Below are 15,376 nucleotides of genomic sequence, written 5' to 3'. Positions count from 1 at the left end.
TTCTGACCGTATTCCATAGCTGGCAAATCAGGCGCTGAGGAGCTTGCCGCTGCGAATCGGTGTAGCCCCGGACACCCGGCCTAGCGGATCACCCGGTTTCACAAATCGCACATCGCGGCGCATGTACAGCACGCCGGTGTTGTGGCTGTTTACGGTCGTGACCTGCCCACTGTGGGGATCAACGATATCGAACAACGCCTGCCCCGCCTCGATGCGGCTGCCCACTGCCGCCCGGTGTACCAGCACCCCGGCGCATGGCGCATAAAACTGTTCGCTGCCGGCCAGCGGCGTCGCCGGGTTGCGCAGGGCCGGCAATGGCCGTGGCGTGCCTTCAATCGCGCCCAGGTGGGTCAGGTAATCAATGATCGCCGTGGCGTCATGCTGCGCCAGTTCATAGGACACATCCCGCTGGCCGCGATGCTCAACGGTCACTGCCACGCTGCTGTCCGGGATCGGGAAACGCGCACCAAACCGCTCACGCAGGTTGACCCACAGCAGGTACAGCGCCTCATCGAAGGAGTTGGCCTGGGAGTCGGTGGCCAGCAACGAGGCTTCGGAGCCGATGTAGCGCGCCAACGGTTCCACGGTCGCCCACACGGCTTCACCGGTGTACACGTGCATCGAGGCCTCACGGGAGCAATGCAGGTCCAGCACGATATCCGCGTCGTGGGCCAGCAGCATCAGGGTACGTTGCAGCGACTGGAATTCATCCAGCGGTTGCGAGTCCAGCAGGCATTCGCCCCAGGCCTGGCGGATCAGTTGGCGGTTGGCGTCAATGTCCTGGCCCAGCAGGTGTTCGATCTTGTCGGCGATTGCCTGATACGGCACCGGGAAACCCCGGTTGTAATTACGCCCGCTGCCCAGCTCGAAACGTCCGCTGGGCGCGCCCATGATGTACTGGCTCAGCCCGGTGGGGTTGGCCACGGCCACCAGCGCGATTTCAGCCTTCAGGCGGTTGGCATTTTCCAGTTCCACCAGGTGCCGGCGCAGTTGCGCGGCCACCAGCAGCGCCGGGGTTTCGTCGGCATGCAGCGCCGCCTGGATATAGATTTTTCGACCTGCACCCATTGCACCGTAATGCTCACTGTCCACGTGCCTGTGGGTGCCTTGTGTCGCTTGCAGCAAGGGGTGTGATTTAAGTTTCATAAACCGGAAATCTCGATATTCGAGTGATGAACGCTGAAGAAATATTAACGAGCCGGCGTGATCGTCTGTAAGGGCGGCCAGGGCTATCTCGATCTGTAAATCCGATCAGCCCTGGCCTTCCCGGACCTACCAGAGCGCCAGGGTGTAACCCAGCATCACGCGGTTCTCGTTAACGTCGTTGAAGTAGTTGCCTTTGCTCAGCGCGTTGCGCCAGCGCATCGACACGCCCTTGAAAGGCCCGTTCTGCACCACGTAGCCCAGGTCCAGGTCGCGCTCCCACTCGCGGCCTTCGCGGTTGAAGCCGAGCACCTCGGCCGAATCACCCTTGGCGTACTTGATGCCGAACAGCAGGCCCGGCAAGCCGAGGTCGGCGAAGTTGTAGTCATAACGGGCGTGCCAGGCTCGCTCCTTGGTCTGGGTGAAGTTGCTGAACTGGTACTCGGTGAACAGGTAGGTGATGGAGCCATCCAGGTAGGTAAACGGCGTGGTGCCGTATTGCTGCTGGAAGCCGCCGCCGATGCTGTGGCCGCCGTACTGGTAAGTCAGGCGGCTGCTCAAGGCGCTGTTGTCGACCTTGCCCGCCAGGCCCGCGCCGTCCTTGTCGGACTTGAAGTAGCGCACGTCGGTTTTCAACGTGCCCGGCCCCAGGCCGAAGTTGTTCTTGAAGCCTACGTATTGCTGCTGGTAGATGCTGTCCAGCGCCGCGAAGTGGTAGCTGAGCAAGGTGTTGGGGGTCAGCGAATAGTCGCCACCGGCAAAGCGGAACTGGTCGCTCAGGGCGGTGCTTTTGTAGACCTTGCTCACCGTGGTCAGCTTCATGTCTTCGTAGTTGGTGGAGTCGCGGTCCTTGGCCTGGTCGATCTGCCCGAGGGTGATTTTCAGGTTGCTGATGTCGTTGGACACCAACTGGGTGCCGCTGAACGATTGCGGGAACAGACGGCTGGTGTTGGGTTGCAGGATTGGAAGGTCCGGCACCAGGTAGCCCACACGCAGCTCGCTTTGGGCGAAGCGGGCCTTGGCGGTCACCCCCAGCTTGGAGTACTCGTCGGAGACATTCTTATCGCTGTCACGCTGCAGCAAGCCGGTACCGGACAGCCCCGGGCTGGAGTCGAGTTTCACCCCCAGCATGCCGGTCAGGTCCAGGCCGAAGCCCACGGTGCCTTCGGTGAAACCGGACTTGATACCGAGGATAAAACCTTGGGCCCACTCGGCGCGCATCGACTGGGAAGCCGCCTCGCGGTAGTCACGGTTGAAGTAGTAGTTCTTCAAGTCCAGCGTACCGCTGCTGTCCTTGATGAAGTCTGCATGGGCCAGTGACGGGACCAGCCCGCTGCTGACAACGCCGACGCCGGTGATGAGTTGAGTCAGGGATTTTTTCATTTTTTTAGCTCCTGGCAGTGGGGTGGGGGTTGGTGTTTTTATTGTTCTTCGGGCATGGCTTCGCCGTTCGCGCAAATCAGCGATTTGCGCGGCGGGTGACGTCAGTCGTGGGTTACAGCGCTAGCGGTACGGGGCCCTGGCGGATGCGGTAGCCTCCGTTTTCAAGTTTCTCCAAGGGGCTGGCGGCGGCCAGCAGCTTGCGGGTGTAAGGGTGTTGCGGGCGGTCGAAAATCTCTTCGCGGGCGCCCATTTCCACCACCCTGCCCTCGCTCATCACCGCCACCCGGTGGGCGATGCGTTCCACCGCCGCCAGGTCGTGGGAGATGAACAGGCACGCAAAGCCGTACTGCGCCTGCAGGCGTTCGAACAGCTCAAGGATCTGCTTCTGGATGGTCATGTCCAACGCCGAGATCGGCTCATCGGCGATCACCAGGCGCGGGTGACGCACCAGCGCCCGGCCGATGGCCACGCGTTGGCGCTGGCCACCGGACAACTGGTGCGGGAAACGGTCGACAAACTGCTCGGCCAGGCCGATGTCCAGCAGGGTTTTCGCCACCCGCTCACGCCGTTGCGCAGGCGTCATGCCGGGCACATGGCGCAGGGGTTCGGCGAGGATGTCGCCGATTTTCATGCGCGGGTCGAGGGACGAATACGGGTCCTGGAAAATCATCTGGCATTGCAGCCGATGCTCGCGGTTGCCGGCCTTGAGAATGTCCACGCCTTCAAATTCGATGGCGCCGGAACACGGGCTGTTCAGGCCGACAATCGCCCGGCCCAGGGTGGTCTTGCCGGAGCCACTGCCGCCCACCAGCGCCAGCGTTTCCCCGGGAGCGATGGACAGGTTGGCCGAATGCACCACCCGTTTTAACTGGCTGCGACCCCACAGGCTGCGCGGCCCCGGGTGCTCGATGCACACGTCCTTGACTGTCAGCAACGGCCGGTCTGCCTTGGGCAAGGCCGCCAGGGTGCCGCGCCGAGGCAACGCCTCCAGCAGTTGCCGGGTGTACTCGGCCTTGGGCGCCAGCAGGATCTGCTCGATGGTGCCCTGCTCCACCGCGCGGCCTTCGCGCATCACCACCACTTTGTCGGCGTAGCGCGCCACCAGCGACAGGTCGTGGCTGATAAACAGGATCGCCGTGCCCTGCTCGCGTGTCAGGTCGAGCATCAGTTTCAACACGTCCAGTTGCGCCAGGCAATCCAGGGCCGTGGTGGGCTCGTCGGCAATCAGCAACGCCGGGCGCAGCAGCATCACCGAGGCCAGCATGATGCGCTGGCGCATGCCGCCGGAGAACTCGTGGGGAAACGCCGCCAGGCAACGCTCGGCGTCCTTGATGCCGATATGCCCGAGCATTTCCAGGCTGCGCTCACGGATCTGCGCATCGCTCAGCTTGGTGTGCAGGCGCAGGCCCTCGGCCATTTGCTCGCCGATGCTCATGGACGGGTTGAGGGACACCATGGGTTCCTGGAACACCATGCCGATCTTCGCCCCGCGCAACTGGCGCAGTTGCTCCGGCGCGAGGCTGCCCAGGTCATGGCCCTGGAAGCGCACCTGGCCGCTGCATTGCTCAAGCGGCGGTGGCAACAGGCCGATGGCGGCGCGGGCGGCCATGGTCTTGCCGCTGCCGGACTCGCCCACCAGCGCCACGATTTCGCCGGGCGCGATGGTGAAGCTCAGGTCGTTGACCGCCAGCGGGCCGTTGGCCCCCACGCGGATTTTCAGCTGGTCGACTGCCAGAAGGATGTCAGTCATGGTCATTTACTCATCCGCGGGTCGAGACGATCGCGCAAGGCATCGCCGCACAGGTTGAACGCCAGCAACGCCATGGCGATGCAGACACCGGGAAACAGCCCCAGCCAACTGGCCGTGGCGATATACGGCCGGCTGGCGGCGAGCATGTTGCCCCAGGTGGCGGCCGGCGGCGGGACGCCCAGGCCGAGGAAACTCAGGGAGCTTTCCGCGAGGATCGCCCAGCCGAACATGCTGGTGGCCAGCACGCACACCGGTGCCACGCAGTTCGGCGCAATGTGCCGCAGCATGGTGTACAGCTCGGAGTTGCCGATCACCCGCGAGGCTTCGACAAACTCTTTCTCGCGCAGCGACAACACCGTGCCGCGCACCACCCGCACCACCGACGGCGTGTAGGCCAGGCTCAAGGCGAAGACAATGCCGTACAGGCTCGGGCCGATGATTGCCATCAAGCCCAGGGCCAGCAGGATGCCGGGGAACGCCAGCAATGCGTCGTTGACCATCATCAGGCCACGGTCGACCCAGCCCCGCAGGAACCCGGCCAGCAGGCCGAGCACCGTGCCGGCGGTGATCGCCAGCGTCACCGTCAACACACTCACCCACAGGCTGGTGTGCGCGCCGATCATCAGGCGGCTCAGCACATCGCGGCCGTATTCATCAGTGCCCAGCCAGTGCGCGGCCGTGGGCGCCTGCAAACGCGCCAACAGGTTCAGGGCCAACGGGTCATGGGGCGTCCAGACCAGGCCCAGCAAGGCCATGATCAACAACAAGGCCAGCAGCAGCGCACCGATCAGCGCGTTCAGCGGCGGCACACGCCAGGCCCTGGGGGCACGCGCCGGTGCCGGCAACAGCACCTCGGGTGCGGCAGGTAGAGGCTTATTCATAACTTAACCCTGGGGTCGAAGAGCGGGTACAGCAGGTCCACCAACAGGTTGACCAGCACATAAACAAAGGTCACCAGCAGCAGGCAGCCTTGCAGCACCGGGTAGTCCCGGGCGTAGATCGCGTCGACCATCAGCCGGCCGATGCCTGGCAGGGTGAACACGGTCTCCAGCACCGCGATGCCGCTGAGCAGGTTGCCGAGGATCAGGCCGATCAGGGTCAGGGTCGGCGCAAACGAGTTGCGCAGCGCATGCCGCCACAACACCGCCCGTTCCGACAGGCCCTTGGCCCGGGCGTGGGTGATGTACTCCAGGCGCAGCACTTCAATCGCACTGGCCCGGGCCATGCGGGTGATCGCGCCAAGTTCGACCAACGTCAGGGTGACAATCGGCAGCACGATAAAACTCAAGGCCTGCCACGGCGACTGGCCGAACGACACATACCCCACCACCGGCAACCAGCCCAGCTTGATACCGAACGCGTAGAGCAACAGCAGGCCCAGCCAGAAGCTCGGGATCGACAACAACAGGGTCGCGGTGGAGACCACGCCAAAGTCCAGGGAGCTGTTCTGTTTCCAGGCCGAGAGCAAACCGGCCGGTACCGCAATCAACGCCGCGAGCAACACCGAGACCAGCACGATCCCGGCACTCACCTGGAACCGGTCAAGGATCAGCGGCAACACCGCCTCATTGGTGGTGATGGAATGCCCAAGGTCGCCACTGAGCACCGCCTTGAGCCAGATCACAAACTGCAGCGGCAACGGCTGGTCCAGGCCCAGGGACGCACGCGCGACCTCCAGGCTGTGGGCATCGGCCATGTCGCCGAGCATCAGCAGCGCCGGATCGCCGGGCACCAGCCGGATGATCGCGAACACCATCAGCGAGATCAGCAGCAAGGTCGGGATCGACATCGCCAGCCGTTGGAAGATGAAACGCAACATCCTCAGTTACTCCCGGTCGCAGGCACGCTGACGGTCCACAAGCGCGGCTTGGACACCGGCCAGGTACGCAGCCCATGCACGTAGTCACGGCTGGCGGCGATGGCGTTGCCGTTGTACATCGGGATCAGCGGCACGTCCTTGAGCATCTGCTGGTGCAGTTGATCGAACAGCGCCTGGCGCTTGGTGATGTCGCCTTCGCGCTGGGCTTCACGCAGCCATTCCTGAGCCTGGGGGTTGTCCCAGACCTTGCGGGCTTCCTTGTCCTTGTCGCCGGTCATGGAGTCAAAACTCAGGGCCGGGTCGAGGCGCTCTGAATACGGGAACGCCATCATCTGGTAGTTGCCGGTCTGGTAGCGCTCCAGCTGAGTGCCCCACTCCAGGGTTTCCAGTTCCAGGTTGAGGCCACTGGCCTTGGCCATGGCTTGCACGAACACGCCCATGTCGAAGATCGCGGCGTAGCGCTTGTTGACGATCAGCTTGATCGGCTGGCCTTTATAGCCGGCTTCGCGCAGCAGTTGGGCGGTCTTGGCCGGGTCGAAGTCGAAGCCCTGGTTCTCGATGGCCTGGTGGTAGTGGCTGCCGCTGGCGACCATCGAGTTGTTGGCCTGGGAGCGGCCACCGGTCAAGGCGGCGACGATTTGTGCGGTGTCCAGCGAGTGGGCGATGGCCTGGCGCAGGCGCACATCTTTGAGCAACGGGTCGCGGGTCTGGAACAACAGTGCGTTGACCGACATGGTGCCGCTGGAGGTGACCTTGATGCCGGGGTTGGCGGCCAGTTCGGTGGCGTCCAGCGGCGTGACGTCAATCAGCAGGTCGACGTTCTTCGACAGCAAGGCCGCCTTGGCCGCCGCCGGGTCGGGGATCACCAGCAGGCGCACGCGGTCCAGGGTGGTGGTTTTATTGCCGGTGTAGCCGTCCGGCTCTTTCTCGTCACGCGGGGTGTAGTCGGCGTTGCGCAGCAGGTCGACGTACTGGCCGGGCTTCCACTCGCCCAGGCGGAACGGGCCGGTACCGATCGGGGCTTTCCATTGGCCGTTGACTACCGAGTCGGGGTGCAGGATGCCGCTGCCGCCGCATTCGGGCAGTGCCGTACTGGTGAGGAACAGGCCGTTGGGCTTGTCCAGGGTGAACACCACGGTGAGCGGGTCCGGGGCGCTCATGTCGACGATTTTGGCGCCGCCATGGCCGTCGAATTCGGGGGCGCAGCGCCATTGGGTTTTCGGGTCGAGGTAGTGTTTCCAGGTCCACAGCACTTCGGCGGAGGTCAACGGCGCACCGTTCTGGAACTTCACCCCGCTGCGCAAGTGGAAGGTGTAGCGCAGGCCGTCGTCGGACACCTGCACGTCCTTGGCCAGCAGCGGGCCGACGGTGGCATCTTCACGGAAGGCCACCAGTCCTTCGGTAATGTGCAAGATGACGGCGTCGGAGTTGGTGTCACGGTTGACGCCTGGCTCGGTGCTGCGAATGTCGGCGTTCAACGCGACCTTCAGCAGATTCTCGGCGTGGGCAGTGCCCACCAGCGCGGCGGACAAGGCGCCAGCCAGGATTAAAGTCTTGTTCATGATAAATGCACCTTGAATGATCCTTACGCTTGGGTTCGGACGCTGGCAGGACCCAAAAAGAGGCACGGCCGAACACCTGAATAGTTGTTGTTGTTTTAGTCGCTGACTACGGTTTGCGAATGTTCCTGGACCGATCTTATTCGCCACCCAATGAACTTGAGAAGAACGCTCCGAGTGATCGGGCTCGGTTTATCCGATCATCAACCGTCCGTGTGTTGCCCTGGCCTTACCGTATCGAGAAATCAGGGCCTTGAGCCGGAAAAGATGCGGTTTTAACGATCAAAAATAATGATCGTGATCGTAAATACCGATCTGTGCGCACCTGGAGTCATCAGATAAGCTGGCTGACATTCAATGGTTTAAATGCAGCACTGACTGAGCCAACCGCCATGACCCTCACCCATCTTCGTGCGTTCTGCTCCGTGGTTGAAAAAGGCAGCTTCCGCTCTGCCGCGCGTCAATTGGATGTGGCGCAAAGCACCCTGACCCAGTCGATCCAGACCCTGGAAAAAGAACTCGGGGTGGTGCTGCTGCAACGTTCCAACCAGGGCATCAACCTGACGCCGGCCGGCGAGGTGTTCCTGGCCCGCGCCCGCTCCATCACCCTCGACTGCGAACGCGCCCTGCTCGACCTGCAACCCTGGAAAGGCGAACCCGAAGGCCATATCGCCCTGGGTGTGACCTCCGAACCCTTGGCCGAATTGCTGCTGCCGGTACTGAGCAACTTCACCCAGCGCTTCCCGCGCATGCAGGTGCACGTGGCCAGCGGCACCACCAAGGGGCTGGTGGAGAAGGTCCGCGATGGCCGCCTGGATTTCGTCTTGTGCCCGCTGGCGCCCAACGTCGCCGATATCGACCTGGCCATCGACCGCCTCTACAGCTCCAACGCCGGCATCATTGCGCGCAAGGGCCACCCCCAGGCGCACGCAAAATCCGTGCAAGCCCTCACCGACTGCCAGTGGATCAGCGTGCGCCCGGCCGGCGTGGTAGGCGGCGCGGAGAACCGCTTGATCGAGCTGTTCCGCACCCAGGGCCTGGCGCCGCCGAAGATCGCGATCACCACCGATTCGTTGCTGGAAACCCTGCACATCGTCTCGGAAACCGATTACCTGACCATCGAGCCGCGCATGCTGCCGGGGATGAAGCTGTTTTCCAGCGCCCTGACCACCATCGCCATCGAAGAACCGCTGGCCACCCGCGATGTGTGCCTGATCAGCCGCCGCTCATCGCCGCTCACCAGCGTCAGCCAGGAACTGACCAGCATGCTGATTTCCTATTCGCGGCTGGTGCACCGCAGCCGTTGACTCTCCTCCCCCCACGAGCCTGTTTATGCCCATGTCCTACGATGGTTTGTCCCGCGCCAGCGCCAGCAGCGTCGGCGTTGATCCCGAGCACCTGATTGCCTTTCTCGATGAGGTGAAAGCCGCCGGTCTCGACCTGCAAGGCCTGATGCTGCATCGCCACGGCCAGGTGGTCGCCGAAGGCTGGAGCTGGCCGGTGGACCCCAACGAACCCCGGGTATTGCACTCGGTGGCCAAGAGCTTTACCGCTTGCGCCATTGGCCTGGCCCTGGATGAAGGGTTGCTGAAGCTGGATGACCGGCTCGTTGAATTCTTCCCCGAGTTCGTACCGGCGGCCGCTGACCCGCGCGTGGCGGACATGACCGTGGAACACCTGCTGAGCATGCGCACCGGCCACGCCGCCAATACCTCGGGCTCGGTGTGGCGCGGAATCGAGACCAGCTGGATTGCCGAATTCTTCAAGATCCCGCTGGCCTATGCGCCGGGCACCACCTACGTCTATACCAGTGCGGCGAGTTACATGCTCTCGGCGCTGATCAACAAGGTCAGTGGGCAAACCTTGCACGCGTACCTCAAGCCCCGGCTGTTTGTGCCGCTGGACATCCATAATGAAAGCTGGGACATCGGCCCCGATGGGGTGAATCCCGGCGGCAACGGGCTGAAAGCACCGACGTCGGCCATGCTCAAGCTGGCCGTGCTGCATGCACAAGGCGGAGTCTGGAATGGCCAGCAGATTCTGCCGGCCGCCTGGGTTGCTGCGGCCACCCGGCCACAAGGCGGGTCGGACAGCCGTTACGGTTATCACTGGATGATGAAACCGGCTCAAGCATTCAGTGCCGTTGGCGTGTTTGTGCAAATGGCGATGGTGTTCCGCGAATACGGCGCAACGCTGGTGGTGATCGGCGGGATGAAGAATTCGGCGGAGCTGATCCCGTTTGTAGAGCGGCATTTTCCGGCGGCGTTCGGCAGTGATTGCAACGTCAAGCCTGACGCGGATGCGCGGTTGGAGCAACGTCTGGCGAGCATGGCGCTGCGGCCTGATTTGCTTTCAGCGTGTGCCGGGCTGGCGGATTTCACCGGTGTCTATCAGGTAGAACCGAATGGGCTGGATGTGCAGCAAGTGGCGTTTGCCGTTGAGGGCAATGTACTGCGCTTCCAGCTGACCGACAGCAAGGCTGGGCATGCCCTGGAAATCGGGATTGATCACTGGGTCAGCGGCACCACCAGCATGCCGGGTCGGGCGTTGCACCACGGTTATGAGTTCAAGGACGCGCAGATTATTGCCGGCGCGCGCTGGCTGGATACCCGGACGCTGGAGATGACCTGGATCTATCCGCAGACGGCGTTTCGAGATCGGGTGGTGTGTGAGTTTGACGGTGACCGCGTGCGTGTGGCGCGTACGGTCAACGTCAACAGTGCGGGGAAGGAGCAGGAAGTCTTAGTCGGCATGAAGCTCTAGTGTGAGAGCCGGGCTTGCCCGCAATGCGGGCGACTCGGTACCTCGGTCACACCGCGATAATCCCGTCGCAGCCTCGCTAAGGCTCGACAGCGCCCACCACCATCGCGGCCAGTTCTTCCCGGCTGCGGCTGATCATCACGCCGATTTGTGCAAGATGGTCAACCGCTGCCACACCTCCCTCCTCGCTGATGCCACGGCACGCCGGCAGGTGCAGGATGACCTCGAAACCGGCCTTGAACAGCTGCAACACGGTAGTCTTGACGCAGTAGTCCAGCGCCAGGCCGCCGACGATTACGCGCCGGATACCCTGGGCATTGAGGTACTCGATGACCCCGGTGGAGAGTTTGTCGTGAAGGTCGTGGTAGCAGGCGCCGTAGGGATGCAGGTCGGGCTCGACGCCTTTCCAGATGAAGTAGTCGTAGTCATAGGGCGCAGGCAATTCGTCAAGCAGGGTGAAACCCACGGTGCCGGGCACGCAGTGGGCCACCCAGGTGACATCGGCGTGCACCAGGCCGGTGGGTTGCAGCATCTCGCTGTGCTGCGAGACCACCCAGGGCGCGTGCGGGGTGTGGGCGTCCTTGCTGCCCACACGGCGCCCGGCGAGGCTGGCCATATAGTTGAGCTCGGCGCCGATCTGGTCGCCGCCGGCCACCGGCAGTTCAGCGGGGCACAGCGGCGTGAAGCTCTTCTGGGCATCGACATCAAATGAGGCAACAGCGTTTTTCGGGACGGTCATTTTGGCGTTCTCCTCTGGCATGCGCACAAAAGCACAAGGCCAGGTACAGGAGCAAGTGCCGTCAGTTCATCCAGTTCCCGCCGTCGACGTTGTAGGTCTGGGCAACCACGTAGTCGGCCTCTTTTGAAGCGAGGAAAATCGCCATGCCGGTGAGGTCTTCCGCCGTGCCCATGCGCCCGTAAGGCACCTCGGCCCCGACGCGTTTTTTCTTCTCCCCCAGCGGCAGCCCTTCATGCCGGGCGAACATCGCATCCACCCCGTCCCAATGCTCACCGTCCACCACGCCCGGGGCGATGGCATTCACGTTGATGCCCTGCTTGATCAGATTCAACCCCGCCGACTGCGTGAGGCTGATCACCGCGGCCTTGGTCGCGCAGTACACCGCCACCAGCGGCTCCCCCCGACGCCCGGCCTGGCTGGCCATGTTGATGATCTTGCCGCCGTGCCCCTGCTTGATCATCTGCTTGGCTGCCGCCTGCAAGGTGAACAGCGTACCGGCGAAGTTGATTGAGAACAGCCGGTCAAAGCTGTCGCGGGTGATCTCGATGATCGGTGCCAGGTCGAACAAGGCCGCGTTGTTGATCAGGATATCGAGCTTGCCGGCCTGCGCCACCACGGCAGCAATCGCCGCGTCGATGGAGGCCTGGTCGGTGACGTCCATCGCTACCGCGTAGGCCTTCGGGCCCAATTCGGCGGCGGTGGCCCGGGCCCGCTCCAGATTGATGTCGGCGATGGCGACCGTGGCGCCTTCGTTGATGTAGGCCTGGGCAAACGCCCGGCCAATGCCCCGGGCGCTGCCGGTGACCAGCGCGCTTTTACCTTCCAGTCGTTTCATGAATGCAGTGTCCCTAAGGTGATTATTTCGGGTAGCCGGCGCGTTTCATTTCGCGCGTCGTGGTGGCCTGCGCCTCGGCCAGTGCCTTGTCGACGGTCATGCCACCGGTGAGCGCTGCCGAAAACAGCTTGCCCACCGAGGTGCCGATGGCCTGGAACTCGGGGATGGTCACGTATTGGATGCCCACGTACGGCACAGGCTTGGCCGACGGATGCGCCGGGTCGGCGTGTTGCATCATCTGCAAGGTCACCTGGGCGAACGGCGCCGCAGCCAGGTACGCCGCGTTGTAAGTGGACTGGCGTGTGCCCGGCGGCACGTTGGTAATGCCGTCCTTGTCCGCCACCAACTGGATGTATTCCTTGGAGGTGGCCCAGGTGATGAAGGCTTTGGCGGCGTCCTTGTGTTTGGAGGTGGCCGGAATCGCCAGGGACCAGGCGTAGAGCCACGACGAGCCCTTGTCGGTAAACTCGGTGGGGGCGGCGGCAAAGCCCACGCTGTCGGCGACCTTGCTTTGGGTTTTGTCGGTGGTGAACGAGCCCGCGACGCTGGCATCCACCCAGATTGCGCATTTGCCACTGTTGAACAGCGCCAGGGTTTCGTTGAAACCGTTGCTGGAGACGCCCGGCGGGCCGTAGTTTTTCAGGGTATTGACGTAGAAGTTCGCCGCGGCGGTCCACTCGGGGCTCGTCAGCTCGGGCTTCCATTGTTCGTCAAACCAGCGGGCGCCAAAGGCGTTGGCCATGGTGCTCAGCAGCGCGATGTTTTCACCCCAGCCAGCCTTGCCCCGCAGGCACATGCCGTATTGGTCCTTGGCGGGTTGGTTGAGTCTGGCGGCGAACTCGCCCAGTTGGGTCCAGGTCGGGTGCTCGGGCATCGTCAGGCCCGCCTGCTTGAACAGGTCGGTGCGGTAATAGGTGACGGTGCTTTCGCCATAGAACGGCAAGGCGTAGAGGGTGTTGTTCACCGACAGGCCCTGGCGCACGGCCGGGAAGATGTCGTCCACGTCGTAGTCGGCGGGCAGGGGCGTGATCGGTTCCAGCCAGTGCTTGGCGCCCCACAACGGGGTTTCGTAGGTGCCGATGGTCAGCACGTCGAACTGGCCGCCCTGGGTGGCGATGTCGGTAGTGAGGCGTTGGCGCAGGACGTTTTCTTCGAGCACCACCCAATTGAGCTTCACCTCGGGGTGTTGTTGTTCGAACACCTTGGACAGGCGTTGCATGCGGATCATGTCACTGTTGTTGACCGTGGCGATGGTCACGGTTTCGGCCGCGTGCGCGGCGATTGCCAGCGTGAGGCCGGAGAGCAGGAACAGCGCTTTCGAAATCTTGAACATGGCGGTTTCCACTTATTGTTTTTGTTGTTGACGGGCCGATTACAGCAGCTTGCCCGGGGCTCGACAAACGCATGGCGGATGCCTGACTGATACTTTTTTAACCGCCACCACGAAATCAAAAAAGTATCAGTGGCGGGCAAAACCCGAGGTAGCGGCTGCCTGGGCAAAGGGCGTATTTTGGTTCCATTCCAAAAAGCCCAGAAGGGCCAAGCCCATGCCTGCAAGCCGCTCCGCCCTTTTCGAGCAACGCCCCGCCGAGCTGGAAGTGATTCTGGCCGAGCCCGAGCATGCCTTTCGCTGGTACGAACATGACTATCCGTTCGAACTCGCCCGCTGGAACCATCACCCGGAATTCGAGATTCACCTGATCCGCCAAGGCAGCGGCAAGCTGGTGGCAGGTGACTATATCGGTGCGTTTGGCGCCGGCCACGTCGCGCTGATCGGCCCCGACCTGCCCCACGACTGGATCGGCGACCTGGCGCCCGGCGACTACCTGACCGGGCGCGATGTGGTGCTGCAGTTCGACGGCGCCGCACTGCTGGCCCTGCGCACCACCCTGCCGGAGCTGGGTGACCTGCAACCCCTGTTTGACCGGGCCCGCCGCGGCCTGGAATTCACCGGCGAAACCGCCCTGAAGGCCGCGCATCTGCTGGAATCCATCGGCCCTGCCCAAGGCCTGGCGCGCCTGATCCTGTTCATCCAGTTGCTGCACACCTTGATGCAGGCGCCCGACCGCGAAACCCACTGCCTGGCCAGCGCCTGCTACACGCCAAGCCTGGATGCCCGCAGCTCGGAGCGTATCCACAAGGCCTTCGAATACTTGATGACGGAACTGACTGGCGATTTAAGGCTGTCGGTCATCGCCCAGCGCCTGGACATGAGCGAGCCGGGGTTTTCGCGCTTTTTCAAGCGCGTCACCGGCCACGGTTTTATCGACCTGATGCGCAAGTTCCGGGTGCAGCGCGCCTGCCGCCTGTTGCTGCAAAGCGACATGTCGGTGGCAGATATCTGCTTTGAAGTGGGCTACGCCAACCTCTCCAACTTCAACCGGCACTTTCGCATCGAGATGAACCAGACGCCCAGCGAGTATCGCCGGGAAACCGCGACGTACCTGTTCAACCGCAACGGTGATCAGGCACTGCCGTTTACCAAGGCCCACTGAGCGAGGCGGGCCACTTCCAGGTCTACATCGGCCCGGTGCCGCTCGTTATCCTCCAGAAACCAGGCCGCGGACAAACCGGCATGGGCCATCACCCATTGCAACAGACGCTGGCGCTCCAGGCCCGCTGCCCGGGCGATGACCTCGACCTGGCGTGCAAATCGCACAGGGTCGGTACACGTGGGCAAATCCGGATTGCAGATCAGGTTCGCGTAGTCATAGCCGCGCTCGCCGGTCACCCGCTTGGGGTCGATCGCCAGCCAGCCCCGTGGGCCGAAGTCTAGGATGTTGTCGTGGTGCACGTCACCGTGCAGTACCACCTGTTCCTGGGGCGACGCCAGCAGGTTGCGCGCCGTGGTGGCGCACTCGCGTATCAGCCCGCCTTTGCGCTCAGCGGCGAGCCACAGGGACTCAAACCATTGCTCCAATGAATGCAAACCCTCCGGCGGCGACGGGCGCGGGGCATGCAATAAAGCCACGGTGGCACAGGCAATGCGGCTGGCTTCATCGTCGTGGCCATTGAGGGCCATATGCATCAGTGAACGCGGGCCGGTCGCGCGCTCCATCACCACGGCATCGTCGTCATGGAGAAATACCCGTGCGGCGCCCTCGCCCGCCCACCAGGTCATCAACACACCGCCGAGTTTTTCCTCGGGCTCGCGGGCGATCTTGAGCATCGCCGGCTGGCCGTCCCAGCGTACCGGCAGCAGATCGCTGCTGTGGGTGATGATCGCGTCACCCTCGGGGGTGAGTTTCCAGCGTTTCAAATAATGATCGAACATCGGATGACTCCCAGTGCGAGGCCCTTCAGGATGCCACAAGCGTGTTTACCCGACCCCTCCGGTTTCTGACCAAAAGGCCGACTATTTCCCACTTTTCTCAATTCCTTCATGCAA

The 15,376-nt window shown here is 63.1% G+C and carries 13 protein-coding genes; 3 read left to right on the top strand and 10 right to left on the bottom strand.

All coding sequences use genetic code 11. The features are described 5' to 3' along the window. Positions 1 to 27: 27 nt before the first annotated feature. The 6 genes from JFV30_RS10110 to JFV30_RS10085 all read right to left on the bottom strand — a co-directional run bounded on the left by JFV30_RS10110 (position 28) and on the right by JFV30_RS10085 (position 7,657). Positions 28 to 1,146, bottom strand: a complete 1,119-nt coding sequence (locus JFV30_RS10110; protein WP_201123433.1) for a succinylglutamate desuccinylase/aspartoacylase family protein — start codon at positions 1,144 to 1,146, stop codon at positions 28 to 30. A gap of 126 nt (positions 1,147 to 1,272) precedes the next feature. Then, positions 1,273 to 2,526, bottom strand: coding sequence for an OprD family porin (locus JFV30_RS10105; RefSeq protein ID WP_010173219.1), 1,254 nt, complete (start codon positions 2,524 to 2,526; stop codon positions 1,273 to 1,275). 112 nt (positions 2,527 to 2,638) lie between these two features. Further along, on the bottom strand, positions 2,639 to 4,282 hold the full coding sequence (locus tag JFV30_RS10100; RefSeq protein ID WP_201123431.1) for an ABC transporter ATP-binding protein: 1,644 nt from the start codon (positions 4,280 to 4,282) through the stop codon (positions 2,639 to 2,641). Then, positions 4,279 to 5,157 carry an ABC transporter permease gene (locus tag JFV30_RS10095; RefSeq protein ID WP_003208137.1) on the bottom strand — a complete coding sequence of 293 codons (879 nt, stop codon included), beginning with the start codon at positions 5,155 to 5,157 and terminating at the stop codon, positions 4,279 to 4,281. Before JFV30_RS10095 ends, JFV30_RS10100 begins: the two co-directional genes overlap by 4 nt. Further along, complete coding sequence (locus tag JFV30_RS10090; RefSeq protein WP_003208135.1) at positions 5,154 to 6,095, bottom strand: ABC transporter permease; 942 nt, start codon at positions 6,093 to 6,095, stop codon at positions 5,154 to 5,156. Before JFV30_RS10090 ends, JFV30_RS10095 begins: the two co-directional genes overlap by 4 nt. Before the next feature lie 2 nt (positions 6,096 to 6,097). Further along, the gene (locus tag JFV30_RS10085) at positions 6,098 to 7,657 is read right to left on the bottom strand and encodes an ABC transporter substrate-binding protein (RefSeq protein ID WP_201123429.1); all 1,560 of its coding nucleotides are present in this window, start codon (positions 7,655 to 7,657) and stop codon (positions 6,098 to 6,100) included. A 389-nt stretch (positions 7,658 to 8,046) separates the two neighbouring features. On the opposite strand from JFV30_RS10085, the gene JFV30_RS10080 reads away from it, so the two are divergent. Both JFV30_RS10080 and JFV30_RS10075 read left to right on the top strand, forming a co-directional pair. After that, on the top strand, positions 8,047 to 8,961 hold the full coding sequence (locus tag JFV30_RS10080; protein WP_003208132.1) for a LysR substrate-binding domain-containing protein: 915 nt from the start codon (positions 8,047 to 8,049) through the stop codon (positions 8,959 to 8,961). A gap of 25 nt (positions 8,962 to 8,986) precedes the next feature. Then, positions 8,987 to 10,417 (top strand): serine hydrolase domain-containing protein, encoded by a 1,431-nt coding sequence (locus JFV30_RS10075; protein ID WP_201123427.1) that lies wholly within the window; start codon positions 8,987 to 8,989, stop codon positions 10,415 to 10,417. 76 nt (positions 10,418 to 10,493) lie between these two features. On the opposite strand, the gene JFV30_RS10070 is transcribed toward JFV30_RS10075, so the two are convergent. The 3 genes from JFV30_RS10070 to JFV30_RS10060 form a co-directional block, all read right to left on the bottom strand. Further along, a complete protein-coding gene (locus JFV30_RS10070; protein WP_201123425.1) occupies positions 10,494 to 11,153 on the bottom strand; it encodes an isochorismatase family protein in 660 nt (219 codons plus the stop codon). Positions 11,154 to 11,214: 61 nt separating this feature from the next. After that, positions 11,215 to 11,988, bottom strand: a complete 774-nt coding sequence (locus JFV30_RS10065) for an L-iditol 2-dehydrogenase (RefSeq protein ID WP_201123423.1) — start codon at positions 11,986 to 11,988, stop codon at positions 11,215 to 11,217. A gap of 22 nt (positions 11,989 to 12,010) precedes the next feature. Continuing rightward, positions 12,011 to 13,321 carry an ABC transporter substrate-binding protein gene (locus JFV30_RS10060; RefSeq protein ID WP_201123421.1) on the bottom strand — a complete coding sequence of 437 codons (1,311 nt, stop codon included), beginning with the start codon at positions 13,319 to 13,321 and terminating at the stop codon, positions 12,011 to 12,013. 214 nt (positions 13,322 to 13,535) lie between these two features. On the opposite strand from JFV30_RS10060, the gene JFV30_RS10055 reads away from it, so the two are divergent. Then, a complete protein-coding gene (locus JFV30_RS10055) occupies positions 13,536 to 14,483 on the top strand; it encodes a helix-turn-helix domain-containing protein (RefSeq protein WP_201123419.1) in 948 nt (315 codons plus the stop codon). Here JFV30_RS10055 and JFV30_RS10050 read toward each other — a convergent pair. Then, on the bottom strand, positions 14,453 to 15,262 hold the full coding sequence (locus tag JFV30_RS10050) for an aminoglycoside phosphotransferase family protein (protein WP_201123417.1): 810 nt from the start codon (positions 15,260 to 15,262) through the stop codon (positions 14,453 to 14,455). The two genes, JFV30_RS10055 and JFV30_RS10050, sit on opposite strands and share 31 nt — an antisense overlap. Positions 15,263 to 15,376: the final 114 nt, after the last annotated feature.

Source organism: Pseudomonas sp. TH32, assembly GCF_016650855.1.
Classification (GTDB): domain Bacteria; phylum Pseudomonadota; class Gammaproteobacteria; order Pseudomonadales; family Pseudomonadaceae; genus Aquipseudomonas.
This window is presented reverse-complemented; position numbering and strand designations above follow the sequence as displayed.

What these genes read in the sequence shown, in the direction of transcription:
- JFV30_RS10110 (WP_201123433.1), bottom strand. Translation starts at nt 1,146, where the DNA reads ATGAAACTTAAATCACACCCCTTGCTGCAAGCGACACAAGGCACCCAC.
- JFV30_RS10075 (WP_201123427.1), top strand. Translation starts at nt 8,987, where the DNA reads ATGCCCATGTCCTACGATGGTTTGTCCCGCGCCAGCGCCAGCAGCGTC.
- JFV30_RS10095 (WP_003208137.1), bottom strand. Translation starts at nt 5,157, where the DNA reads ATGAATAAGCCTCTACCTGCCGCACCCGAGGTGCTGTTGCCGGCACCG.
- JFV30_RS10105 (WP_010173219.1), bottom strand. Translation starts at nt 2,526, where the DNA reads ATGAAAAAATCCCTGACTCAACTCATCACCGGCGTCGGCGTTGTCAGC.
- JFV30_RS10055 (WP_201123419.1), top strand. Translation starts at nt 13,536, where the DNA reads ATGCCTGCAAGCCGCTCCGCCCTTTTCGAGCAACGCCCCGCCGAGCTG.
- JFV30_RS10060 (WP_201123421.1), bottom strand. Translation starts at nt 13,321, where the DNA reads ATGTTCAAGATTTCGAAAGCGCTGTTCCTGCTCTCCGGCCTCACGCTG.
- JFV30_RS10065 (WP_201123423.1), bottom strand. Translation starts at nt 11,988, where the DNA reads ATGAAACGACTGGAAGGTAAAAGCGCGCTGGTCACCGGCAGCGCCCGG.
- JFV30_RS10080 (WP_003208132.1), top strand. Translation starts at nt 8,047, where the DNA reads ATGACCCTCACCCATCTTCGTGCGTTCTGCTCCGTGGTTGAAAAAGGC.
- JFV30_RS10100 (WP_201123431.1), bottom strand. Translation starts at nt 4,282, where the DNA reads ATGACCATGACTGACATCCTTCTGGCAGTCGACCAGCTGAAAATCCGC.
- JFV30_RS10070 (WP_201123425.1), bottom strand. Translation starts at nt 11,153, where the DNA reads ATGACCGTCCCGAAAAACGCTGTTGCCTCATTTGATGTCGATGCCCAG.
- JFV30_RS10085 (WP_201123429.1), bottom strand. Translation starts at nt 7,657, where the DNA reads ATGAACAAGACTTTAATCCTGGCTGGCGCCTTGTCCGCCGCGCTGGTG.
- JFV30_RS10050 (WP_201123417.1), bottom strand. Translation starts at nt 15,262, where the DNA reads ATGTTCGATCATTATTTGAAACGCTGGAAACTCACCCCCGAGGGTGAC.
- JFV30_RS10090 (WP_003208135.1), bottom strand. Translation starts at nt 6,095, where the DNA reads ATGTTGCGTTTCATCTTCCAACGGCTGGCGATGTCGATCCCGACCTTG.